Origin of the sequence: Bacteroides hominis (genome assembly GCF_033042785.2) — a bacterium.
Lineage (GTDB): Bacteria > Bacteroidota > Bacteroidia > Bacteroidales > Bacteroidaceae > Bacteroides > Bacteroides hominis.
Window position 1 is genome coordinate 2,287,372 of the sequence record NZ_CP178829.1, and the last position, 24,195, is coordinate 2,311,566.

The 24,195-nt window shown below is 43.7% G+C and carries 16 protein-coding genes and 1 pseudogene; 11 read left to right on the top strand and 6 right to left on the bottom strand.

What is annotated here, in order from left to right; translation table 11 throughout:
* The first annotated feature begins 48 nt into the window (after positions 1–48).
* A complete protein-coding gene (trxB, locus tag R3O62_RS09535; protein WP_005775774.1) occupies positions 49–996 on the top strand; it encodes a thioredoxin-disulfide reductase in 948 nt (315 codons plus the stop codon).
* A gap of 335 nt (positions 997–1,331) precedes the next feature.
* On the opposite strand, the pseudogene R3O62_RS09540 reads toward trxB, so the two are convergent.
* From R3O62_RS09540 to R3O62_RS09550, 3 genes and pseudogenes are all read right to left on the bottom strand, one after another.
* Positions 1,332–3,775: pseudogene (locus R3O62_RS09540) on the bottom strand (beta-N-acetylhexosaminidase).
* A gap of 45 nt (positions 3,776–3,820) precedes the next feature.
* Positions 3,821–4,522 (bottom strand): Crp/Fnr family transcriptional regulator, encoded by a 702-nt coding sequence (locus tag R3O62_RS09545; protein ID WP_317472913.1) that lies wholly within the window; start codon positions 4,520–4,522, stop codon positions 3,821–3,823.
* A 547-nt stretch (positions 4,523–5,069) separates the two neighbouring features.
* Positions 5,070–7,259 carry a glutamine synthetase III gene (locus R3O62_RS09550; RefSeq protein WP_005775778.1) on the bottom strand — a complete coding sequence of 730 codons (2,190 nt, stop codon included), beginning with the start codon at positions 7,257–7,259 and terminating at the stop codon, positions 5,070–5,072.
* Between the two features lie 211 nt (positions 7,260–7,470).
* Here R3O62_RS09550 and R3O62_RS09555 point away from each other — a divergent pair, with 211 nt between their 5' ends.
* The 7 genes from R3O62_RS09555 to R3O62_RS09585 all read left to right on the top strand — a co-directional run bounded on the left by R3O62_RS09555 (position 7,471) and on the right by R3O62_RS09585 (position 15,524).
* Positions 7,471–9,690: a DUF5686 family protein gene (locus R3O62_RS09555; protein ID WP_234212022.1), complete on the top strand. Its 2,220-nt coding sequence runs from the start codon at positions 7,471–7,473 to the stop codon at positions 9,688–9,690.
* 209 nt (positions 9,691–9,899) lie between these two features.
* Complete coding sequence (locus R3O62_RS09560) at positions 9,900–11,015, top strand: retron St85 family RNA-directed DNA polymerase (RefSeq protein ID WP_317472912.1); 1,116 nt, start codon at positions 9,900–9,902, stop codon at positions 11,013–11,015.
* A gap of 141 nt (positions 11,016–11,156) precedes the next feature.
* Positions 11,157–12,950: a 30S ribosomal protein S1 gene (rpsA, locus tag R3O62_RS09565; protein ID WP_005775782.1), complete on the top strand. Its 1,794-nt coding sequence runs from the start codon at positions 11,157–11,159 to the stop codon at positions 12,948–12,950.
* Between the two features lie 123 nt (positions 12,951–13,073).
* Positions 13,074–13,988 carry a ribonuclease Z gene (locus tag R3O62_RS09570; protein ID WP_032539653.1) on the top strand — a complete coding sequence of 305 codons (915 nt, stop codon included), beginning with the start codon at positions 13,074–13,076 and terminating at the stop codon, positions 13,986–13,988.
* Between the two features lie 72 nt (positions 13,989–14,060).
* A complete protein-coding gene (locus R3O62_RS09575; protein ID WP_005810008.1) occupies positions 14,061–14,612 on the top strand; it encodes an RNA polymerase sigma factor in 552 nt (183 codons plus the stop codon).
* 17 nt (positions 14,613–14,629) lie between these two features.
* Positions 14,630–15,043, top strand: a complete 414-nt coding sequence (locus R3O62_RS09580; RefSeq protein WP_005810006.1) for a hypothetical protein — start codon at positions 14,630–14,632, stop codon at positions 15,041–15,043.
* 28 nt (positions 15,044–15,071) lie between these two features.
* Positions 15,072–15,524 carry a hypothetical protein gene (locus R3O62_RS09585; RefSeq protein WP_005775786.1) on the top strand — a complete coding sequence of 151 codons (453 nt, stop codon included), beginning with the start codon at positions 15,072–15,074 and terminating at the stop codon, positions 15,522–15,524.
* A gap of 170 nt (positions 15,525–15,694) precedes the next feature.
* Here R3O62_RS09585 and mazG read toward each other — a convergent pair whose 3' ends face one another.
* Together mazG and R3O62_RS09595 are read right to left on the bottom strand one after the other, a co-directional pair.
* The gene (gene mazG / locus R3O62_RS09590) at positions 15,695–16,480 is read right to left on the bottom strand and encodes a nucleoside triphosphate pyrophosphohydrolase (protein ID WP_005775787.1); all 786 of its coding nucleotides are present in this window, start codon (positions 16,478–16,480) and stop codon (positions 15,695–15,697) included.
* Positions 16,481–16,482: 2 nt separating this feature from the next.
* Positions 16,483–17,547 carry a DUF3810 domain-containing protein gene (locus R3O62_RS09595; protein WP_317472911.1) on the bottom strand — a complete coding sequence of 355 codons (1,065 nt, stop codon included), beginning with the start codon at positions 17,545–17,547 and terminating at the stop codon, positions 16,483–16,485.
* Positions 17,548–17,663: 116 nt separating this feature from the next.
* Between R3O62_RS09595 and R3O62_RS09600 the strand changes: the two genes are divergently transcribed.
* Together R3O62_RS09600 and R3O62_RS09605 are read left to right on the top strand one after the other, a co-directional pair.
* Positions 17,664–20,294: a valine--tRNA ligase gene (locus R3O62_RS09600; RefSeq protein WP_032531809.1), complete on the top strand. Its 2,631-nt coding sequence runs from the start codon at positions 17,664–17,666 to the stop codon at positions 20,292–20,294.
* Positions 20,295–20,410: 116 nt separating this feature from the next.
* Positions 20,411–22,306: a sensor histidine kinase gene (locus R3O62_RS09605; protein ID WP_032539652.1), complete on the top strand. Its 1,896-nt coding sequence runs from the start codon at positions 20,411–20,413 to the stop codon at positions 22,304–22,306.
* A 23-nt stretch (positions 22,307–22,329) separates the two neighbouring features.
* Here R3O62_RS09605 and R3O62_RS09610 read toward each other — a convergent pair whose 3' ends face one another.
* On the bottom strand, positions 22,330–22,911 hold the full coding sequence (locus R3O62_RS09610) for an RNA polymerase sigma-70 factor (protein WP_032539651.1): 582 nt from the start codon (positions 22,909–22,911) through the stop codon (positions 22,330–22,332).
* 104 nt (positions 22,912–23,015) lie between these two features.
* Here R3O62_RS09610 and R3O62_RS09615 point away from each other — a divergent pair, with 104 nt between their 5' ends.
* Entirely contained in the window at positions 23,016–24,038 is a 1,023-nt protein-coding gene (locus R3O62_RS09615) for a FecR family protein (protein ID WP_032539650.1), read from the top strand.
* The last annotated feature ends 157 nt before the right edge of the window (positions 24,039–24,195 follow it).

A 24,195-nucleotide genomic window follows, 5' to 3' on the forward strand; every position in this document is an offset into this window, starting at 1 on the left:
GAGTAACTTCGATCGTTTATTATAAATCGTAGAATGTAAAATAGGAATATGGAAACAGAAAGAATTAAATGCCTTATTATAGGTTCAGGACCAGCCGGCTATACAGCCGCTATTTATGCAGGACGTGCAAATTTGTCACCGGTGCTTTACGAAGGAATACAACCGGGTGGACAGTTGACCACGACTACCGATGTAGAAAATTTCCCGGGCTATCCTCAGGGAATCAGCGGACCGCAATTGATGGAAGATCTTCGTACACAGGCCGAACGATTCGGTGCCGATATCCGTTTTGGAATCGCTACTGCTTCCGACCTTGGCCAAGCTCCTTACAAAATCACGATTGATGGTGAAAAAGTAATTGAAGCCGATTCATTGATTATCGCTACTGGTGCCACAGCCAAATACTTAGGTTTGGATGATGAAAAGAGATATGCCGGTATGGGGGTCAGTGCTTGTGCTACTTGTGACGGATTTTTTTATCGCAAAAAGGTAGTTGCTGTTGTGGGTGGTGGCGATACCGCTTGCGAAGAAGCCATCTATCTGGCCGGACTCGCTTCTAAAGTCTATTTGGTTGTACGCAAGCCCTATCTTCGTGCTTCAAAGATCATGCAAGAGCGTGTGATGAAGCACGATAAGATTGAAGTCCTTTTCGAGCATAATGTAGTCGGACTCTTTGGAGATAACGGTGTAGAAGGTATGAATCTCGTAAAACGTTGGGAAGAACCGGACGAAGAACGTTATTCGCTGCCTATCGACGGATTTTTCCTTGCCATCGGTCATAAGCCTAATTCGGACATTTTCAAACCTTACCTGGATACTGATGAGGTGGGATATATCATCACTGACGGTGATAGTCCCCGTACCAAGGTTCCCGGAGTGTTTGCGGCTGGCGATGTAGCCGATTCACACTATCGCCAGGCTATTACTGCTGCAGGAAGCGGCTGTAAGGCTGCCATTGAGGCTGAGCGTTATCTGTCGGAGAAGGGATTGATCTGATAGTCGTAAGATATTGTTTATTAATATACCGGACGCAACCATGCTTAATAAGAGAGAGCTGGTTGCGTCCGGTAGTTTTTTTATAACTTCTTATTTCTTTATTGATTTTGCGAGATCAAGCCCCTATGGCACCCTACAAATTCGTCTTGTTCAATTCTATATGTTGTATCAGAGTCATCTCAGGCTTGATTCTGTTTTATATTTATCACTTATCCGGATAGATGAAGTTCTTTTTCCGGTAGTTTTCATTTCACCACCGATTAACAGATTACATTGAGAAGAAGATAATTGGGATTATTTATTTTTATGTAATCGTCAATCGATGGAAAAACAAATTAGTATACTTCAATTTCGTCCAGATACAGGTTTGCCTGAACCACCTCTTTGCTGCCCGGGTCTTTTACGAAGTCGATGCCGTTTCGCAAAGTACCGCCATTCTGAAGGGTGACTTTGAGATAGGTTACTTCTCTCGGTTCGAAGGCTAAGGTGTCTGTAAATGCCTTTCTGCCTCTTTCCGGATAGTTGCGTTTGAAGGAAGCTTCTGCGACTTTGCTGTATTTTTGTCCGTCGGAAGAGGTTTCGATGGTGGCAACACTCGGAGGGAGGATAACTGACGCAGGGTTGTATAGCGAACCGAAGACTACTTTGCTGACAGTAGTGGGCTCATCGAATTCGACGATGAATACCATCTCTTTGCAGTTATCATCCATCCGGAATCCGCTCCACGGAGTCATAGAGGCGGTGTTGCCGCGTTTACCGTTGGTAAGCCCGAAGGTACTTATGTCCGTGCCGAGAACGTCATTTTCACCAAAGATGTCGCCTTTGGCACCTCCAATGGCCGGAGTGACTGTGAAGCTCTTTCCGCTGATCAGGTTGCCGTACAGTTTCTTTCCGGTGACCTTGCCCAGCATCTGTCCGTCTTTGAAAGCGGCTGCTTTCACTTCAATTTCGCCCGAGAGGGTGAAAGGGCGATTGTAGAGGGCCGATTCTACGGTTGGAGTACTTCCATCTGTTGTATAATGAATTTCCGCATTGGGATAAAAGCTTTCCAGTATCACTTTTAGCGTATCACTCTCGTCTACATGAGTATTTATGTTCACATCGAAGAAATTACGGCAGGCTTTTACATTCTTCACGTCCATTCGCCGGAAATCTTCAACCATGCGCTGGCAGAAGTCATTCCAGTTTTTGTTTGCGTTCAGTGTCCAACCGGTTTCGGCAATAGCTATTGCGCGCGGGAAGGCTTGATAGTCGCGGTTATTGTCGCTCGGCATGTATTCGGTCCAAATGTTGCCTTGTACTCCGATGATGTGTTTTTTTACCAGGTCGTCTGCATCGTCCGGTACCGGGTTATAACTGTAGGTCTTTTTAAGTGTATTATATCCACCGATAGTAACGGGGGCTATCTCCGGTTCTTCCTGATATTGATCCAGATAAGCGTATGGATTCGGAGTCATAATAGCGTTGTGACCGGCTTGGGCTGCATTCATTCCGCCTTCTACTCCCCGCCAGGACATGACGGTAGCATTCGGGGCCAACCCGCCCTCCAGGATTTCGTCCCACCCGATGATGTTGCGTCCTTTGCTGTTCAGGTATTTCTCCATGCGGGTAATGAAGTAACTCTGTAATTTCTCTTCTTTGGTATGCTTTTTCCCGTCAATAACGTTGGGAGTGACATCGTCTTTCAGTCCCAGTTGTTTAATCAGTGACTGGCAATATTCACTTTTGATCCAGGCCGTTTTCGGACATTCGTCACCGCCTATGTGGATATATTTGCTTGGGAAGAGATCCATTACTTCGTCCATCACTCCTTCAAGGAACTCGAAAGTGGTATCCGAAGGACAGAATACCTCTTCGAATACGCCCCAGGTTCCCGTCACATCGCATGTACTGTCCGGTGTACACGAAAGCTCCGGATAAGAAGCGATGGCAGCTATTGCATGTCCCGGCATTTCGATCTCAGGGATTACAGTGATGAATTTACTGGCAGCATAGTCTACAATGTCCTTGATCTGTTCCTGTGTATAATATCCGCCATGCTCTTTGCCGTCGAATATTTGCGGATAGTTCACATAATAATAGTCTATCAGTGTCTCTTTGCGCTTGGAGCCTATCTCGGTCAGTTTCGGGTATTTCTTGATTTCAATTCTCCATCCCTGATCATCGGTCAGGTGCCAGTGGAAGGTATTCATTTTATGCATGGCCAGCATGTCAATGAACTTATATACATATTCCACTGGAGAGAAGTGGCGGCATACGTCCAGCATCATACCGCGGTATGCAAAGCGCGGGGCGTCTTCTATCTCGACAGCCGGCACTGACCATTCTGCGTTTTTTACTTTCTCTGTGCCATATACGGCGGGAGGAAGCATTGGTAAAGGGTCTGTAATGCATAGAAAAATCCCTTGGGGGTGGAGGCGCTGAGAGTGATATTCTGCGGTGTGACCGAGAGTTTATATCCTTCTTCGGGCATTCCGTCCTGGGGGACAAAGCGGATGACGGGCTCGTCCGTTATGTTTTCGAAAGTCTGTTTCATTGTGATTCCGGACGTCAACTTCAATCGGTTGATAAGGCTGTCGGCAATGGTCTGTACTTCCGGTGTGCAAGCAGTAGTGATGACTCTTACTTTTTTACTTATTTCAAATCGCCCCTGTTGGGGAATCATTTGGTTGGGCAACGGAACGATATTGTACTCGTTCACGATGGCTTCTTTTGACTGTTTACATCCGGGGGCGATGAAAAGTAGAGACAAAAGAAGAAGAGTAATTCCTTTTTTCATGGTCTGATAAATATGTGTTAAGTTATTAAATAGTGACGAAGCGTCTTAACCGATTTTGCTGATCTTCTTAAGCTTTTCTTCGTCAATGATCTTGATTTTTCTTCCGTCGATGGTGATCAGGCGTTCGGTTGCGAAGTTGGACAACGTGCGTATGGCATTGGAAGTTGTCATATTCGACAGATTGGCCAGGTCTTCACGGGACAGATAGATACTCAGGGTAGAGCCGTCTTCCTCCAGTCCGTAACTCTCTTTAAGGAAGAGTAGCGATTCGGCCAGACGTCCGCGGATATGCTTCTGGGTCAGGTTCACAGTTCTTTCGTCAGCAATACCGAGGTCAACAGACAACTGGCGAATGAAAAACATGGCCAGGTCGTTGTTCTGGCCGAGCAGTGTCATGATGGCACTCATGGGAATCAGGCAGATAGTTGAAGGTTCGAATGCGGAAGCGGCGGTCACATAGTCTTCTTTGGCAAAATAAGCCCGGTAACCGAAATATTCCGTAGGTTTTATCATGCGGATAATCTGATTTCTGCCTCCTACACCGTCTTTGTAGATTTTAACTTTTCCGCTAAGGAGACACATCAGATAGGCAGGCGATTCGCCTTCGCAATAGATTGTTTCGTTCTTTTTGTAATTCTGAAGAGTGAAATTATTGGCCAGGAACTCTCTCTGCTCTGCGTTTAGAGGAGCCCACATCTCTGCAATACGTTCGGGAACGTTTATTTCTGACAAATTCATCTTTACCATGACTGCTGCAAAACTGTGTTATAAAGCACAAATGTAGAAAGAAAAAATGAAAAACGGAATAGTTTTGGGAAAAGTTTGCCATGTTGGTATTGCAATACCGCAGATTCCACAGATGTATGCAGGGTTTATTTCTTTCATTGCAGAAGTAGAGAGGGCACAGTGAAACTATATTTTTGAAGATATATTCATAAATGATTAAAAGCCTGTGAACTCTGTATCTTTTGTATTGCATTCTTTGGCTGTTCCTTGTATACCTTTTGATCTCTATATCTAAAACATCCGGGTGTTTATGATGATAACATCCCCATGTTGTTGTGTAAAACATCCGGATGTTTTATGGTAAAACATGGGGATGTTTTAAGGTGAAGGAATTAGTGCTTGTAGTGGAACATTTATAAATAAAAAAAGAAAGTGTGTCGAAACTCACCACAGAGTAACACAGAGTGAATTTTAAGTCATTGATTATCAGTATTGATAATCTGTGATAATCTGTGTAACCTGTGGTGAAAAGACTTTTGACAGAGTCCTATTCTATAAAGTATAGGGCTTACTTTGTGAATAGTAGTTCTCTATACTTCGGTAACGGCCAGATTTCGTCGTCGATTTCCATTTCCAGGTGGTCAATATGATCGCGTATGCTTTCCAGATAGGGACGTACGGTTTCTTCGTAGGCAAATGCTTTTTCCTTAAAGTTCTCTTTATGGTTTGCCACTTTGCGGGCCTCTGTCATGTCGCGTACCAGTACCTTGATGGCAGACACACGGTGCGAGATTTCTTTGATAAGCTCTTTCCGGTCGGCACTCATGATTTCGTATTCTTCTGCTGGGAAGATCTCTTTCATTCTGCAAAGGTTTTCCAGCAAGCGGTTCTGATAGCTGACAGCAATGGGGACAATGTGGTTGATGGCCAAGTCACCCAATACACGACTTTCGATCTGTACTTTCATGGTGTACTTTTCAAGTTCCACTTCCAGGCGGCAGGCAAGTTCGGTTTCGTTAAAGATGCGTTCACCGATCAGTACGGCTCTCGATTGGTTGTCCATGTAGTGCATCAGGGCTTCCGGTACGTGGCAGATGTTTGTCAGTCCGCGACGAGCTGCTTCCTGCTTCCACTCTTCCGAATAACCGTCCCCTTCGAAACGGATGGGTTCGGAGGCGATGATATTTTCCTTCAGGATGCGGAAGATGGCTTCATCCTTGCTAATGCCTTCTTCCATCAGTTTGTCTACCGATGCTTTAAATTCGTTCAACTGGTTGGCCATGGCAGCGTTGATGGCAATCATGGCAGCGGCACAGTTGGCCGATGAACCTGCGGCACGGAACTCAAAGCGGTTTCCGGTGAATGCGAATGGAGAGGTGCGGTTACGGTCGGTAGTATCGAGCAAGATTTCGGGGATACGTCCGATGCCCAGTTTCAGGGTAGTCTTCTCTTCCGGAGTCATTTTGGAATTGGTCACCTGGCGGACAATTTCGTCCAGAGTAGCCGACAGTTGCGAACCCAGGAAGATGGATAAGATGGCTGGAGGGGCTTCATTGGCTCCCAAACGGTGGCTGTTTCCGGCGCTCATGATCGAAGCACGCAACAGGTCCTGATTTTTGTGAACCATCATCAGCACGTTGACCAGAAAGGTGAGGAACAACATGTTTCCTTTTGGGTTCTTGCCCGGTGCAAAGAGATTGACACCTGTGTCAGTACAAAGCGACCAGTTGTTATGTTTACCCGAACCATTGACACCGCTGTATGGCTTTTCGTGGAAGAGTACGGCGAAATGATGCTTGCGTGCGATGCGCTTCATCAGATCCATCACCAGCTGGTTATGGTCATTTGCCAGGTTGCAGTTTTCGAAAATGGGGGCCAACTCAAACTGGTTGGGAGCTACTTCGTTGTGACGGGTTTTCACCGGTATGCCCAGTTTGTGGCATTCTATTTCAAGCTCTTTCATAAAGGCTGTGACACGTGGAGGGATGGAGCCGAAGTAATGATCTTCCAATTGCTGATCCTTAGCCGAAGAGTGTCCCATCAGGGTACGTCCGGTCAGTCGAAGGTCAGGACGCGCATTATATAAAGAGGTGTCGACCAGGAAATATTCCTGCTCCCAACCCAGATTGGTAAATACGCGGGTTACGTTTTTGTCGAAAAGCTGGCACACTTCGGTGGCAGCTTTGTCAACGGCGGCCAATGCTTTCAGTAACGGAGTTTTGTAGTCGAGCGCTTCGCCCGTATAGGAGATAAAGATTGTCGGAATACAAAGAGTGGTGTCTACCACAAAAGCCGGTGAGGATACATCCCATGCTGTATATCCGCGGGCTTCGAATGTATTTCGGATTCCGCCGTTGGGGAAGGAAGAAGCATCCGGTTCTTGCTGGATCAGTAATTTTCCGGAGAAGCGTTCGATGACTTCACCGTCTTCGCCAAACTCGATAAAGCCATCGTGCTTTTCGGCAGTTCCGTCCGTCAGTGGCTGAAACCAGTGTGTATAGTGTGTCACGTTGAGCGATTTAGCCCAGCTTTTCATACCATTGGCTATCAGGTCTGCCATCTCACGGCTGATGGGTGTACCTTTTTCGGTAGCGTCTACCACTGCTTTGTATGCTTCCTTGGGAAGATATTCCTGCATCTTCTTGCGGTCGAATACGTGGCTGGCATAATAATCGGATAGTTTGTTTGAGGGAGTGGTAACTTCTAAGGGCTTTCTGTTAGATAGCTCTTGTAATGCGAAAAATCTCATTTTTGACATAATGGTGCCTTTTTTATCGGTTGTTGGGCGCAAAATTATGTGTTTTTTCTGAGATAACCCCTATTTTTATAGGGGTATTTTCTATAATTAGTCTCTTTTTTAAGATGACACCCTGTTTTAAGAAGGTAGATCGGATTCGTATAAATCATTAATTTATTAGTCGTATAATCGGATTTTTTTTATATTTGCCTTGAATAAAGGAGATTACTATTTGAGATACAAGATATGGATATGGGTGTTTGGGCTTGTCTTGCTCTCTTTTTCACAAAAGGGAGTGGCTAACGTTGTTCTTGATCCTCAGACCAAACGTCCGATTTCTGCCGATTCCATTTTAAATAATGTGATGACCTTTGCCCCGTTTTATGAAAAGTTGGTGACCGACTACCGAGCCGACCTCTATATAAAAGGTACGATGGACATCAAACGCAAAAATTTTATTCTCCGGTATGTGCCTTCCATGTTCCGTCTTCAGAAAGGAGTGCGCCAGTATATGGTGGAAACATATAGTGACCTGCATTTTACGGCTCCTAATATTTATGACCAAAAAGTGAAAGCCTCTGTAGGTACGGTACACAATAGCCGGGGAGTGCCGGGTATGCTGGAGTATTTCAATATCAACCTCTATTCGTCTACGCTGCTTTATGATCGGTTGCTTTCGCCCTTGGCCAAAAATGGACGGAAGTATTATAAGTATCTGATTGATTCCATTATGGGTGGGACAGATAACCGGCAGTATAAGATACGGTTTATCCCCAAAAGCAAAAGCGACCAGTTGGTGGGGGGGTATATGATTGTGAGCAGTGATGTATGGAGTGTCCGCGAGATACGATTTTCCGGCAGGTCGGAGCTTTTGCTGTTCAGTTGTCTGATAAAGATGGGAGGAGTTGGAGAAGATGATGAATTTCTGCCTGTCAGCTACAATGTCGAGGGACAGTTTAATTTCTTGGGTAATCGTATCAACGGGGTTTATGTGGCATCACTCAACTACCATGACATCGTACTTGAAGAAAACCAGAATGAATGGAAAGAAAAAGTGAGGGCAAGGACAAAAGGAAAAAGTAAATATGATCTTTCAGACTCTTACAACCTGCAATGTGAGACTGCTTCTTATCATACGGATAGTGCCTACTTTGAAACATTACGGCCTATTCCCTTGTCGGAAAGTGAGCGTAAATTGTACGAGGAAGATGCGCTGCGTAAAGACACCATTCAGCGCAATATCAAGCCAAAGAGTAAGAGCCAGGTGTTCTGGGGACAGGTAGGAGATGTGCTGATCAGTGATTATAAATTGAATCTGTCTAATTTGGGAAGTGTGAAGTGCTCGCCCATAATCAATCCTTTCTTATTGAGTTACAGTGGAAGTAACGGGCTTTCTTACAGGCAATCGTTTAAGTACAACCGGCTTTTTAAGCACGACCGGCTGTTGCGTGTGGTGCCTAAGTTGGGTTACAACTTTACGCGCAAGGAGTTTTATTGGTCTGTCAATTCCGAATTTAATTATCTACCCGAGAAAATGGGGACCTTCCACGTGGACTTTGGTAACGGAAACCGGATTTACAGCAGTGATGTGCTCGATGACCTGAAGGCCATACCGGATAGTGTATTCGATTTCAACCAGATTCATCTGGATTATTTCTATGACTTATACTTTAACTTCAGGCACAGTATCGAAATTATTAATGGATTGGAATTGAGTGTGGGCTTTTCCACCCATAGACGAAAAGCCGTGAAACCTTCCAGGTTGGTTCCACTGACCAAGAGCCTGGAGCTTCCCAACGAAGATATTCAGGGAAAAATCAGGAATACCTATTTAAGCTTTGCTCCCCGGGTCCGGTTGGAGTGGACCCCTTGCCTTTACTATTATATGAACGGCCATCGTAAGATCAACCTGCGTTCTAAATACCCCACTTTTTCAATAGACTGGGAGAGGGGTATCAAGGGGGTGTTTGGCAGCACCGGGCAATATGAACGTCTGGAGTTTGACCTGCAACACCATATCCCTTTGGGACTGATGCGTAATATCTATTATCGTTTTGGTTTCGGTATGTTTACTAACCAGAAAGAAATGTATTTTGTTGACTTTAATAATTTCACCCGTAGCAATCTTCCTGAAGGTTGGAATGATGAAATTGGCGGAGTATTTCAGCTTCTTGACCGACGTTGGTACAATGCTTCACGCAAGTACATACGGGGGCATTTCACCTATGAAGCTCCTTTTTTACTTCTAAAGCATCTGATCAAGTATACACGCTATGTGCAAAACGAACGGTTGTATGCAAGTATATTATCGGTACCCCATCTTCAGCCTTATATTGAACTGGGATATGGAATCGGCACTCACATTTTCGATTTCGGCGTTTTCGTAGGAAGTGAGAACTGGAGGTATACCGAGGTTGGCTGTAAATTTACGTTTGAGTTATTCAACCGCTAATTTTATTCTTGTTATTATTTGTCGGGGAGGAGAAAACCTTTATCTTTGCCCGTAAGAGGATGAGATAAAGATTTAGCAAAAAAGAGGTGCAGTCGCCTCGTGAATTCAGGGCCTTTCTGGATTTCTTTATTAAGATACTCATAATAAAGAAAAGTAAATACTCTCATCCTCTTTTTAACTTGCTTCTATATATTAATTAAGGTATAAGGATGGAACTACTTTTAGCTATTGTGATTGTCGTTACCGGTTGGCTGGTTTTTAGTATCATTCGTTCAAATAAAGGCCAGGAAGGATATAAAAGATGGAAAGCCGGAAACTATGCCGGTGAGAATCCTTATGCTAAAGAGAAGAAGGAAACTGTTTCGTCCCTGAAGAATATTTTTGGTAGGAAAGCCGTGGCTTTCGGCTCAAAGCGGTTCGATGCCGGAGCTGTCAGTTGGTGTGCCAGTTTACTTGGAGTCAAAGAAGACACGTTGAGAGAGGTGCTGGATTATGTTCCGAGGCAATACACCCAGTTCTATATAAAGAAGAGAAGCGGAGGTGTCCGGATCATTACAGCTCCCCAAGGTCAGTTGCGAGTTATGCAGCAGACCATTTACCAACGAGTTTTATTGTTAGCCAATGTGCATCCTGCTGTTACCGGATTCTGTCCTGGTAAATCTGTATCCGATAATGCACGGGTTCATTTGGGACGAAAAAATGTGTTGAAAGTAGATCTTCATGACTTTTTCCCTTCCATACGTTCGCCCAGAGTGAGGGCGACATTCAGGGAGATGGGATATTCACATCCTATAGCGAAAGTACTGGCGGAACTCTGCTGCTGTAACAGGTACCTTCCGCAGGGTGCGCCTACAAGTCCGGCTCTCAGCAATATTATTGCTTATCCGATGGATAAAAAAATGATGGCGTTAGCTGATGAATACGGGCTGGTCTATACGAGGTATGCCGATGACCTGACCTTTTCGGGAGATTTTCTGCCGAAGGATAAAGTCTTGTCACGGATTGATCAGGTTATCAGGGAGGAAGGGTTTACGATGAATGTGAAGAAAACCCGTTTTCTGCCTGAACATAAACGTAAGATAATCACTGGAGTATCAGTTAGTTCGGGTACGAAGATGACAATTCCCAAAACTAAAAAGAGGGAGATCCGTAAGAATGTGCATTACGTCCTGACAAAAGGATTGGCCAGTCATCAGGAGCATATTGGCTCCACCGATCCGGTTTATCTGAAGCGTTTATTGGGCAATCTGTGTTACTGGCGTTCCATAGAACCGGATAACCGATATGTATCCGATTCTATCGCGGCTTTAAAGAGCTTGATGTGAGACGTACCGATTGTAGCTCTTTTTGATATTTTTTTTGCTATTCTTTTCTAATTCAAGAAAATAGTTCTATCTTTGCGCCCGATTTATATAATCAATATAATGTCTTATTTAATTAAAGAATTACTAAACAATTAATTATTAATGGAAAACTTAAAGAACGTTGCTCCTATTGAAGACTTCAACTGGGATGCGTATGAAAACGGCGAGAGCTTCGCTGGTGCCAGCCACGAAGAACTTGAAAAAGCTTACGACGGTACGCTTAACAAAGTAAATGACCGTGAGGTTGTTGACGGAACTGTAATCGCAATGAACAAACGTGAAGTTGTTGTGAACATCGGTTACAAATCAGACGGTATCATTCCTTTGAATGAATTCCGCTACAATCCTGATCTGAAAGTAGGTGACACTGTAGAAGTATACATCGAAAACCAGGAAGACAAAAAAGGACAGTTGGTTCTGTCTCACAGAAAAGCCCGCGCTACCCGTTCTTGGGATCGCGTTAATGCTGCTCTGGAAAATGAAGAAATTATCAAGGGTTACATCAAGTGCCGCACTAAGGGTGGTATGATTGTTGACGTATTCGGTATCGAAGCATTCTTGCCGGGTTCTCAGATCGATGTGAAACCGATCCGCGACTACGATGTATTCGTTGGCAAAACAATGGAATTCAAAGTTGTTAAAATCAACCAGGAATTCAAAAACGTGGTTGTTTCTCACAAAGCTCTTATCGAAGCTGAACTGGAACAACAGAAGAAAGAAATTATCGGTAAACTTGAAAAAGGACAAGTTCTTGAAGGAACCGTTAAGAATATCACATCTTATGGTGTATTTATTGACCTCGGTGGCGTAGACGGATTGATCCACATCACTGACCTGTCTTGGGGCCGCGTAAGCGATCCGAAGGAAGTGGTTGAGCTGGATCAGAAGTTGAACGTAGTTATCCTCGACTTTGATGACGAGAAGAAACGTATCGCTTTGGGTCTGAAACAACTGACTCCGCATCCATGGGATGCTTTGGATCCGAACCTCCAGGTAGGTGACAAAGTGAAAGGTAAAGTAGTGGTTATGGCTGACTACGGTGCATTTATCGAAATCGCTCCGGGTGTTGAAGGTCTGATCCACGTATCAGAAATGTCATGGTCACAGCACCTGCGTTCTGCACAGGACTTCATGAAAGTCGGTGACGAAGTAGAAGCTGTAGTTCTGACTCTGGATCGTGAAGAACGTAAGATGTCTTTGGGTATCAAACAACTGAAACAAGATCCTTGGGAAACTATCGAAGAAAAATATCCTGTAGGTTCTAAACATACTGCTAAGGTTCGTAACTTCACTAACTTCGGTGTATTCGTAGAAATCGAAGAAGGTGTTGACGGATTGATCCACATCTCTGACCTGTCTTGGACTAAGAAGGTTAAACACCCGTCAGAATTTACTCAGATTGGTGCTGATATTGAAGTTCAGGTACTGGAAATCGATAAAGAAAACCGTCGTCTGAGCCTTGGTCACAAACAACTTGAGGAAAATCCTTGGGATGTATTTGAAACAGTATTTACTGTAGGTTCTGTACATGAAGGTACAATCATCGAAATGTTGGATAAGGGTGCTGTAGTTGCTCTTCCTTACGGCGTTGAAGGTTTCGCTACTCCGAAACACCTCGTTAAAGAAGACGGTTCACAGGCTCAGATGGACGAGAAACTGGAATTCAAAGTAATCGAGTTCAACAAAGACGCTAAGAGAATCATCCTATCTCATAGCCGCATTTTCGAAGATGTTGCCAAGGCGGAAGAAAGAGCTGAGAAGAAAGCTGCTTCTAACGCAAAGAAATCTTCTAAGAGAGAAGAAACTCCTGCTATCCAAAATCAGGCTGCTTCTACTACTTTGGGTGATATCGATGCTTTGGCTGCTTTGAAAGAACAGCTGGAAGGTAAGAAGTAATTCAAATCTTTCATAGATTGATATAGAAGGGTATCTCATTCAATGGGATACCCTTCATTTTTTTGTATGTTGAATCATTGCGCTGAACTTTAATTGTCTATCTTTGCAAATACAGTTTGAAAGATGGAAAAATTTGAATTACATATATTGGGTTGTGGGTCCGCATTGCCTACTACCCGGCATTTTGCCACTTCGCAGGTAGTCAACTTGCGTGATAAACTTTTTATGATCGATTGCGGAGAAGGGGCACAGATGCAATTGCGTAAGTCGCGGTTGAAATTTTCGCGGCTGAACCATATCTTCATTTCGCATCTGCATGGTGATCATTGCTTCGGATTGATGGGGCTTATTTCCACTTTCGGGTTATTGGGGCGCACGGCAGAGTTACATATCCATTCTCCAAAAGGATTGGAGGAGTTATTGGCTCCTATGCTTAATTTCTTTTGCCATACGTTGGCATATAAAGTCATTTTCCATGAATTTGACACCAGACAAGCGTCGGTGATTTATGAAGACCGTTCGATGACAGTCACCACCATCCCGCTCCAGCACCGTATTCCCTGTTGTGGCTTTTTGTTTGCGGAAAAGACCCGGCCGAACCATATTATCCGTGATATGATCGATTTCTATAAAGTACCGGTCTATGAACTGAATCGGATAAAGAACGGTGCAGACTACATAACTCCGGAAGGAGAAGTGATTGCTAATGTGCGCTTGACCCGCCCCTCGGATCCTCCCAGACGGTATGCCTATTGCTCGGATACGATTTTCCGGCGGGAGATTGCGGAACAGATCTCAGGTGTTGACTTGCTTTTTCATGAGGCTACATTTGCCGAATCGGAACTGGCACGTGCTAAAGAAACGTACCATACTACAGCCGCCCAAGCCGGCCGGATAGCTGTGGAAGCTGGTGTACGGCGATTAGTGATCGGTCATTTCTCTGCCCGCTACGAAGATGAAAATGTTTTGCTGAAAGAAGCTTCGGCTATCTTTCCGGATACTATACTTGCAAAAGAAAACTTGTGTATAAGTCTTTAATTTCGGGAGATCGATTAAACCTTTGTTGAATAGAATTGTCTAAAATAACATATACGAATTACAAACGAACCTATGAACCCTTATAATGAACGAGAGGTTTTGGCACTCCTTCAGGATGAGAGGACACAGAAGCAGGGATTTGAGCAGATCGTTTCGCAGTATAGCGAACAATTATACTGGCAGATCAGGCGGATGGTACTTTCACATGACGATGCCAATGACCTTCTTCAAAATACTTTCATTAAGGCATGGATAAACATTGACTATTTCCGGGCTGAGGCAAAGCTGTCTACCTGGCTTTACCGTATTGCCCTGAACGAATGTATCACTTTCCTGAATAAACAACGGGCTATGAATACAATTGCCATTGACGATCCGGAGGCCGACGTGACTCAGAAACTGGAGAGCGATCCTTACTTCTCGGGGGATCGGGCAGAGTTATTGCTTCAGAAGGCATTGCTGACCCTTCCTGAAAAGCAACGGATGGTGTTCAACCTGAAATATTATCAGGAAATGAAATATGAAGAGATGTCGGAGATATTCGGCACTTCGGTGGGGGCTCTGAAAGCTTCTTATCACCATGCCGTGAAAAAAATCGAGAAGTTTTTGGAGGAGGCTGATTAAACCTTTTAATATGCATAATGTCTAAGAAGAAGAGAGGAGAAGAACGTATGAAAGAAGAAGATAACATATTGAAGAAAGTGGGGAGGGAGAATTCTTTTAAAGTACCTGAGGGATACTTTGAAAACTTGACTTCAGAGGTGATGGGTAAACTTCCGGAAAAAGAGAAGCCTGCTTTTGAAGAAGTGAAGCAACCCACAATGTGGACTAGGGTGAAACCTTTATTCTATATGGCGGCTATGTTTATAGGAGCTGCATTGATTATCCGTGTGGCTTCTTCAAATCACCAGCCGGCAACGGTGGATGATCAACTGACTGCAAATGATGCAGGAACCGAAGTTGTTTCGGATGAATATATTGATGTAGCACTGGATCGCTCGATGCTGGACGATTACTCTTTGTACGTCTATCTCAGTGATGCTACAGCTGAATAAGTAAACTAAACTGATTTAATAAAGCAAAATGAAGAAACTGATTATTCTATTGATTATAGTTTGTAGTTGTATCCCGGCACTGAATGCCATGGGAGATCCTAACCAACATTTGTCACCCGAAGAATTCAGGGCCAAACAACGAGCATTTATAACAGAAAAAGCCGGTTTGACTAAGGAAGAGGCAGCAAAGTTCTTCCCGGTTTACTTTGAATTACAGGACCGGAAAAAACAACTGAATGACGAGGCCTGGAAGTTGCTTCGTAGTGGCAAAGATGATAAAACCACTGACGCACAATATGGAGAAATATTGGAAGGGGTATACGATGCCCGTATTGCTTCAGACCGTCTGGATAAAACTTATTTTGAGAAGTTTAAAAAGATACTTCCGTGTAAGAAAATTTATCTGATACAGCGAGCGGAAATGCGTTTTCACCGAGAGTTGTTGAAAGGGGTTCGTGATAACAAAGGAAAGAAAAAATAGAATGAAAAATTGCTTTCCTGCAAGAGCGGGAGAATTTACCACAGACTTAACGGATTGCACAGATAAACACTAATTGGGGATATTTATTGATCCGTCAATTACATACTCTGCGCAATCCGTTAGTTTGCAGTGGAATTTTGGTATTATCCTTTTAGAGGAGAGAGGACTTTTTACAGTCCTTTCTTTTTGGCTTCATCCCAGATTGCATCCATTTCTGCGAGAGACATCTCTTTCAGGTTTTTGCCTTCCTTAATGGTGTGTTCTTCCAGATAGTTGAATCGGCGGATGAATTTTTGGTTTGTACGTTCTAAGGCATTGTCCGGGTTGATCTTGTAGAGACGGGCAGCGTTGATGAGGCTGAACATGACATCACCGAATTCGGCTTCCGCCTTATCTTTGTCCATATGGGCTATTTCTACCTGAAATTCTGCAATTTCTTCTTTGACTTTTTCCCAGACTTGCTCTTTTTCTTCCCAATCGAATCCTACATTACGTGCTTTGTCCTGCATCCGGTAAGCTTTGATAAGTGAGGGTAGGGCAGTAGGGACTCCGCTTAATACAGTTTTATTTCCGTCCTTTTCTTTTAGTTTCAGCTGTTCCCAGTTTTCGGATACTTGTCCGGCTGTGTCGGCTTTTACTTCTCCGAAAACATGTGGATGGCGGAAAATCAGTTTTTCGCAGAGTTTGTCACAAACATCTTTCATGTCGAAATCACCGGTTTCTGAGCCTATTTTTGCATAAAAGGCCACGTGCAGCAATACATCTCCCAACTCTTTACAAATATCTTTTTTGTCATCGCGCATCAATGCGTCGCACAATTCGTAAGTCTCTTCGATAGTATTGGGGCGCAGACTTTCGTTGGTCTGTTTGCGATCCCAGGGACATTTTACCCGAAGTTCGTCGAGTATATCCAGGAAGCGCCCGAAGGCTTCCATCTGTTCTTCTCTTGTATGCATGTTTATTCTTTATTTGATTCTTTTTTCCATTCGTTGTATGAAATCAGCAGACCGATGACTTCCGAATAGTTTTTCCGTCCGCTTTCTATTTTGTTTCCTTTCAGATATAAGTCATATATCCAATCTTGAATATCACCTATCAACGGGCTATATTTAGCCATCCAATACTCTTGATCCTTCCGGGCGAGTTCGATGATTTCCGGACGTATCCGACTGAATAATTCCCGGTATTCATTTTCTGTCATCAATCTGCGGGCATTAGCAAGCACATGTCCCAGGATAGAGAAGTAACCGCTAAAGCGGATTTCTCTATTTGTAGAACGTGTGCAGACCTGATAGGCGTAAAAGTTGGCTTCCGCTTCACTGGTTATACCCAATAAGTGGGCCAGTTCATGCGTATAGGTTGCCGGATATTGTGGAGGTAACAAGTCACCATTCAGCGTGAACTCACAGAAAAACGGTCCCATGCTTCCTGTTACTCCTACCATTGAAATAAGTGGAGTGAACAACATTGTTTTGACCTGTGGCATGGAGTGTGGAGGATGGTGTACGCCGAGACTGTCACTGATCAGACTGTACTGGCTGACTGCCTCTTTACAGATGGTTTCCTTGTCGATCCGGGTTATGGGAACGTATGATTCATTCAGTAAATAGATGTATTGGTTTACAAAGTGGTCAAAATTTTCCGGAGTATAGGTAATATATGGTATCCCTGTACGCTCGTAGAAGTTTCTTTGCGAATAGTTGAGTCCCCATGCCAGGTAAAACCATACATAGATCCATGCCAGATATTCCGTATCCCTTCTCAGGATTGTTTTCCAACTTAACTTTTGGCGGATGCGTGCGTATACCGGATAAAGAATAATCCCTGTAATACTGAATGCTATGAACAGGTCACCCAAAGCAAAAGGAAAGAAATTGGAAAAACCGGACAGGACGTACGAGATAACAGGATAGACCGAGTGTGCATATCCTTCCCCCATTGCCGGGATCGCCTGAGTGACCCAGACAAGGATAATTAAAGTTCCTAAAACAGAGTACCGTATGACTCGCTTTTTGCTTTTCATTGCTACTTCTTTCTTTCGAGGAACAAAAGTACATATTCCTGTCCCTATATTCTACTTATTTTTATTAATTTTGCGCCAATCTTTCGCAATAAACTAATAAAATAGATATATACAACATGGAATTAGCAAGTAAGTACAGCCCTGCTGACGTGGAGGGAAAGTGGTATCAGTATTGGCTGGACCATAAATTATTCAGTTCGAAACCCGATGGACGTGAACCTTACACCATCGTTATTCCGCCGCCTAACGTCACCGGTGTGCTGCATATGGGACACATGCTTAATAATACCATTCAGGATATCCTCGTTCGTCGTGCACGTATGGAAGGTAAGAATGCTTGTTGGGTGCCGGGAACCGACCATGCCTCTATCGCTACCGAAGCAAAGGTGGTGAATAAGTTGGCTGCACAGGGTATTAAAAAGACTGATCTGACTCGTGACGAGTTTCTGAAGCATGCTTGGGCATGGACAGATGAACATGGTGGGATTATCCTGAAACAGCTCCGTAAGTTGGGGGCATCCTGTGACTGGGACCGTACTGCTTTTACTATGGACGAAAAGCGTAGCGAAAGTGTGCTGAAAGTATTTGTAGACCTTTACAAGAAGGGACTTATTTACCGTGGCGTGCGTATGGTAAACTGGGACCCGAAGGCATTGACAGCTTTGTCTGACGAGGAGGTGATTTACAAAGAGGAGCATGGAAAGCTGTATTATCTGAGATATAAGGTAGAGGGTGAAGACAGTTATGCCGTTGTTGCGACTACTCGTCCGGAGACGATTATGGGCGATACCGCTATGTGTATCAATCCGAATGACCCGAAAAATCAGCACCTGAAAGGTAAGAAGGTTATTGTTCCGCTGGTAGGCCGTGTCATCCCGGTGATTGAGGATGATTATGTAGATATCGAATTCGGTACAGGATGTCTGAAAGTGACTCCGGCACATGACGTGAATGACTATATGCTGGGTGAGAAGTATAACTTGCCAAGTATTGATATTTTCAATGATAACGGGACTATCAGCGAAGCTGCCGGTATGTATATCGGTATGGACCGTTTTGAAGTTCGCAAACAGATTGAGAAAGATCTTGAAGCCGCCGGATTACTTGAAAAGACGGAGGCATATACCAATAAAGTCGGCTATTCTGAACGTACCAATGTAGTGATAGAGCCTAAACTCTCTATGCAGTGGTTCCTTAAGATGGAGCATTTGGCTCAGATTGCCCTTGAGCCGGTGATGAAGGATGAGATTAAGTTTTATCCTGCCAAATATAAAAATACTTATCGTCATTGGATGGAGAACATCAAAGACTGGTGTATCAGTCGTCAGTTGTGGTGGGGACACCGCATCCCGGCTTACTTCCTTCCGGAAGGCGGATATGTAGTAGCCGTTACTGACGAAGAAGCATTGAAACTGGCTAAAGAAAAAACAGGCAACGATCATCTGACAATGGCTGACCTTCGTCAGGATGAAGATTGTCTGGATACTTGGTTCTCTTCTTGGCTGTGGCCTATTTCTTTGTTCGATGGCATCAATAATCCGGGTAACGAAGAAATTAACTATTACTATCCTACCAGTGACCTGGTGACCGGTCCGGATATTATCTTCTTTTGGGTGGCTCGCATGATTATGGCAGGCTATGAGTATGAAGGTAAAATGCCGTTTAAAAATGTATATTTTACGGGTATTGTCCGCGACAAATTGGGACGTAAAATGTCCAAGTCGCTCGGCAACTCACCGGATCCGTTGGAGTTGATAGAGAAATACGGAGCAGATGGTGTACGTATGGGGATGATGCTTTCGGCTCCTGCCGGAAACGACATTCTTTTTGATGATGCACTTTGCGAACAGGGACGTAATTTCTGCAATAAAATATGGAATGCTTTCCGACTGGTGAAAGGTTGGGAGAATGGAATGGGAACAATCGATATTCCGGCGGATGCACACCTGGCTGTACAATGGTTTGACCAAAGACTGGATGCTGCCGCAGTTGAGGTAGCCGATTTATTCAGCAAGTACCGTTTGAGCGAAGCGTTGATGCTGATTTATAAACTGTTCTGGGATGAATTTTCTTCATGGTTGCTCGAAATCGTGAAACCTGCTTATGGACAACCTGTAAACGGATTTATCTATTCAATGACTTTGAGTGCTTTCGAACGTCTGTTGGCTATGCTCCATCCTTTCATGCCATTTATTACGGAAGAATTGTGGCAGCAGTTGCGTGAGCGTGAGCCGGGGGCAAGTCTGATGGTAGAACCGTTGGCAGAAGTCGGAGAAGTGAACGAGGAGTTTTTGAAACAATTTGAAACGGCTAAAGAGATAATCAGTAGTGTGCGTGCCATCCGTTTGCAAAAGAATATTGCAATGAAAGAACCGCTTGAGTTACAAGTGGTAGGAGTAAACCCGGTAGAGAAAATGAACCCTGTTATCTTTAAAATGTGTAACTTGTCTGCTATTCAGGTAGTGGATGTAAAAGCTGACGGAGCTTCTTCATTCATGATCGGAACGACTGAGTTTGCAGTCCCCTTGGGTAATATGATCGATGTGGAAGCTGAGATAGCACGTATGGAAGCCGAACTGAAACATAAAGAGGGCTTCTTGCAGGGCGTTTTGAAGAAACTCAGCAATGAGAAATTCGTGAGTAATGCGCCGGCTGCCGTTATTGAAATGGAACGCAAGAAACAGGCTGATGCCGAAAGTATCATTAAATCGCTCAAAGAGAGTATTGCATCTCTGAGAAACGCGTAAGAAGATCTTTTTAGAAGATAAATATAAAAGGGCACTCTAAAATAATAGGGTGCCTTTTTCTGTATACGAATAATAATGATACCTTTGTCACCGATTTTAGCAATCGACCGTTACAAATGAAACAAATGCAATTCAGATATTTCTGTTTCCTTCTGATTCTGTTGGGAGGAATGAACTGTCGGCTATCGGCTCACAAGGACAGGTCCGGTGGAGATGTGTTGTTTCTGAATTCTATTAACTTTAATCTTCCCTGGGCAAAAAGTATATATTGGTATGTACATCAGGAATTGCAGAAGGAAGATGTTGCCGTAACGGCTGAATCTCTGTCTGTACCAGCCCTTTGTAGCCGTAAAGAGGCAACTGCAATTGTAGAACAGTTACGTCGAAAGCATGATATACCTCCTCGATTGGTTGTTTTTATAGGTGACCCGGGATGGATTGTCTGTCGGGAGCTTTTTGATGATGAATGGAGAGATGTGCCGGTCATCATTACTAATGCCCGGGACCGCTTGCCGGCAACACTTGATGTTTTGCTGTCTCACGAACCGTTGACTGATACCAATACCGTTCCGGCTAAAGAATGGCGCAAAGGATATAATGTGACTACATTGGGGCAAACGTATTATGTAAAAGAGACTATCGAACTGATGCGGCAAGTGATGCCCGGGATGAAACGAGTTGCTTTTATATCCGATGACCGATATATCAGTGAGGCAGTTCGTGGTGATGTCAGTCAGGCTGTGGGCAGATACTTCCCGGAGCTGAGTCTGGAGCAGTTGTCAACCAAAAATATTTCTACTGAAATGCTGCTCGATACTTTGAGCGGATATGATAAAAACACCGGATTGATTTATTATTCGTGGTTTGAATCGCATAACCAAGACGACAATAACTATTTGTTTGATCATATTCAAGAGATTATTACCCGATTTGTGCACTCTCCCCTGTTTTTGCTGGCTGCTGAGGATTTATCCAATAACACATTTGCGGGAGGGTATTATGTATCGGTGGAGTCATTCGGAGATTCATTATTGCAACTGATTGAACGTGTGTTGAAAGGAGAGCAACCCCGCGAAATTCCGTCTGCATTAGGGGGTGAGCCGGCCGCTTATCTTTGTTATCCGGCTTTGCAGTCCTACCAAATCCCTGTTTCGCTTTATCCGGAAGGGGCTGTATATGTCAATCTTCCTATGAGTTTCTTTGAGCAGTATAAAAAGGAGATTTTACTAACGGTATTTGTTGTGCTTCTGGTAGCAGGTGCCATTGGATTTTATATTCATATTCTTAAGAAAACTCATCAACGCCTGGAAGAGGCACGTCTGAAAGCGGAGGAGGCTAATCAATTAAAATCAGCTTTTCTTGCGAATATGAGTCATGAAATACGTACCCCTCTGAATGCTATTGTCGGTTTTTCAAACCTGCTTTCGCAGGTAGAAGATAAAGAAGAGATGAAAGAATATGCCGATATCATTGAAACCAATACAGATCTTCTGCTTCAACTGATCAGCGATATTCTGGACATGTCGAAGATCGAGTCCGGAATGTATGATTTTCATATAACCCGTGCGGATGTCAATCAAATGATGTCGGAGATAGAACAAGTGGGTAAACTGCGTATCAAATCGGAAGAACTCGTTCTAACTTTTGACGAACAATTGCCCCAATGTATTTTATATACTGATAAGAATCGGCTGACACAAGTCATTATTAATTTGTTGACCAATGCGATTAAGTTCACTTCCGGAGGGGAGATACGGATGGGATATCGGTTGAAAGATGCCGCAACATTATATTTTTATGTGTCTGATACAGGCTGTGGCATGTCTACCGAACAGTGTGAGCATGTGTTTGAACGTTTTGTCAAATATAATCCTTTTATACAAGGTACCGGGCTGGGACTATCTATCAGCCGGATGATTATTGAAAAACTGGGAGGTGAGATCGGGGTTACCTCCGAGGTTGGTAAAGGCTCTCTTTTTTGGTTTACTTTACCCTACCGGACTTCTGTATAGTATTTGCTGAATGCTCCGCTGTTTTAACGCAGCAGGAAGGATAGCAGGACGGGCAGATAATCTTTCAGATCGATGCGCAGTTGTTTCAGTGCCTGCTGAATCCGGTAATCTATCGTTTTGGGAGATACTCCTAAGCGTTCGGCTATTTCGTTGTAGGTCAGATTCTGGAAACGATTGAGCTCGAATGCTTCGCGGATATTTTCCGGGAGTCGTGCCAAAGCTTCTTCTATTTTCTCGGTTAATTCTTGCATGACGTAGAAATCGGGATCATCATACTGTGATTGGAGATTGTCGAAAATCATCTTTTCGATTCTTTGTTTGACTTCGTTCCGATTGATAAGAGTCAGGCAACGATTTTTAACAGCTTTGAACAAGTAACTTTTCAAAGAAGTTTCAAATGCCTGCATCTCTTTATTTTCCCAAAGCCAGACCATTACATCCGATACAATCTCCTGTCCGTCGTCCGGTTCCACAAACAGCTTGGCGTAAGCGCACAAGGCGGGATAGTGCCGGAGAAACAGCGCTTCAAATGCGTCTTCATTTCCCTGTTGTATCTGATAAAAAAGAATTTCGTCGCTTGTTGTATGCGATGTATTGTTGTGCATGTAAACCCTCGTTTTGGGCAAAAATAATATTTTTTTCAAAAAAAATACGTTTTTAGGTTAGGAGATTTCTGATTTCATTCGTCTTATCTATAAAAGCACGAATTATGGATGAATTCTATTACATAAATGAGTCAATTCTTTTAAGCTATTTTGCCGGGGAGCTTCCTGCTGACAGACAAAAGGAGGTAGAAGAGTGGATCGCTACTTCGGAGGAGAATACGAAGACAGCACGGGATATTTTTCAGCTTTACCGGGCAGCCGATACATTGAACTACATGAAGCATGTAGATTCTGTTGGGGCTTTCCATCAGGTAAAGGACCGAATACACAAACATCAACATAGAGTTTCATGGATGGTGTGGGGGCAGCGTATTGCTGCTTGTTTAGCTTTGCCGCTGCTTGCCACCACCCTTTATCTGATTTTGAAAAACTCCCCCGTGGAGTATGTGGAGATACGGACAAATCCCGGTATGGTTGCTGAAGCGAATCTGCCGGATGGAACTAAAGTTTGGCTGAACTCGGGATCTTCACTTAAACATCCTACCAGGTTCACAGGAGATATACGTAACGTAGAACTTGATGGAGAGGCTTACTTTGAGGTGCATAGAGATAAAAGTAAGCGATTTATTGTTAATACGCCTTTCCGTATTCAGACTGAGGTTTTGGGTACGGAGTTCAATATAGAGGCTTATCGGACGGACAGTGTGGTAAGAACTACCTTAGTATCGGGCTCTGTGAAATTGTCATTTCTGGGTGAGGGTGACAAGCAACGGACCTTTGTGATGAAGCCTGATGAGGAGTTTATCTATAATCCGAAAACACGTACAGTGAGGACCGACAAACCTTATGTGAAAACTTATACGGCCTGGAAAGACGGTCAGGTGGTATTTAGGAATACCCCGCTGTCTGAGGCTTTGAAAATACTTACCAAGCGGTTTCATGTGGAGTTTATCGTAAAAGATTCTACTCTTTATGGAAATTCATTTACCGGAGTATTCAGCGAACAGCACTTACCTCTGATTCTTGAACACTTCAGGCTTGCTTCGGGCATACAGTATAGATTTATAGAACTGGAACATAACACACAGCAGACAATACAGCAGAAAATGAAAATAGAGCTATATTGACCATTTGAATATTAAACTTTTAAAATCTGATACCTATGACAACACGTCCACCTTAAAACAAAAAAACATACAGGAAAATATTGGCGTATTTTCCTGTATGAAAGTCCACCGTCCGCTTGTTTGGCGACAAGTTGTGCGGTTAATAGAATTTTTTAAA

Coding starts and splice junctions, on each gene's coding strand:
- R3O62_RS09615 (WP_032539650.1), top strand. CDS start 23,016: ATGGATGAATTCTATTACATAAATGAGTCAATTCTTTTAAGCTATTTT.
- R3O62_RS09570 (WP_032539653.1), top strand. CDS start 13,074: ATGGAAAAATTTGAATTACATATATTGGGTTGTGGGTCCGCATTGCCT.
- rpsA (WP_005775782.1), top strand. CDS start 11,157: ATGGAAAACTTAAAGAACGTTGCTCCTATTGAAGACTTCAACTGGGAT.
- R3O62_RS09585 (WP_005775786.1), top strand. CDS start 15,072: ATGAAGAAACTGATTATTCTATTGATTATAGTTTGTAGTTGTATCCCG.
- mazG (WP_005775787.1), bottom strand. CDS start 16,480: ATGCATACAAGAGAAGAACAGATGGAAGCCTTCGGGCGCTTCCTGGAT.
- R3O62_RS09605 (WP_032539652.1), top strand. CDS start 20,411: ATGAAACAAATGCAATTCAGATATTTCTGTTTCCTTCTGATTCTGTTG.
- R3O62_RS09545 (WP_317472913.1), bottom strand. CDS start 4,522: ATGGTAAAGATGAATTTGTCAGAAATAAACGTTCCCGAACGTATTGCA.
- trxB (WP_005775774.1), top strand. CDS start 49: ATGGAAACAGAAAGAATTAAATGCCTTATTATAGGTTCAGGACCAGCC.
- R3O62_RS09595 (WP_317472911.1), bottom strand. CDS start 17,547: ATGAAAAGCAAAAAGCGAGTCATACGGTACTCTGTTTTAGGAACTTTA.
- R3O62_RS09610 (WP_032539651.1), bottom strand. CDS start 22,911: ATGCACAACAATACATCGCATACAACAAGCGACGAAATTCTTTTTTAT.
- R3O62_RS09550 (WP_005775778.1), bottom strand. CDS start 7,259: ATGTCAAAAATGAGATTTTTCGCATTACAAGAGCTATCTAACAGAAAG.
- R3O62_RS09560 (WP_317472912.1), top strand. CDS start 9,900: ATGGAACTACTTTTAGCTATTGTGATTGTCGTTACCGGTTGGCTGGTT.
- R3O62_RS09575 (WP_005810008.1), top strand. CDS start 14,061: ATGAACCCTTATAATGAACGAGAGGTTTTGGCACTCCTTCAGGATGAG.
- R3O62_RS09580 (WP_005810006.1), top strand. CDS start 14,630: ATGTCTAAGAAGAAGAGAGGAGAAGAACGTATGAAAGAAGAAGATAAC.
- R3O62_RS09600 (WP_032531809.1), top strand. CDS start 17,664: ATGGAATTAGCAAGTAAGTACAGCCCTGCTGACGTGGAGGGAAAGTGG.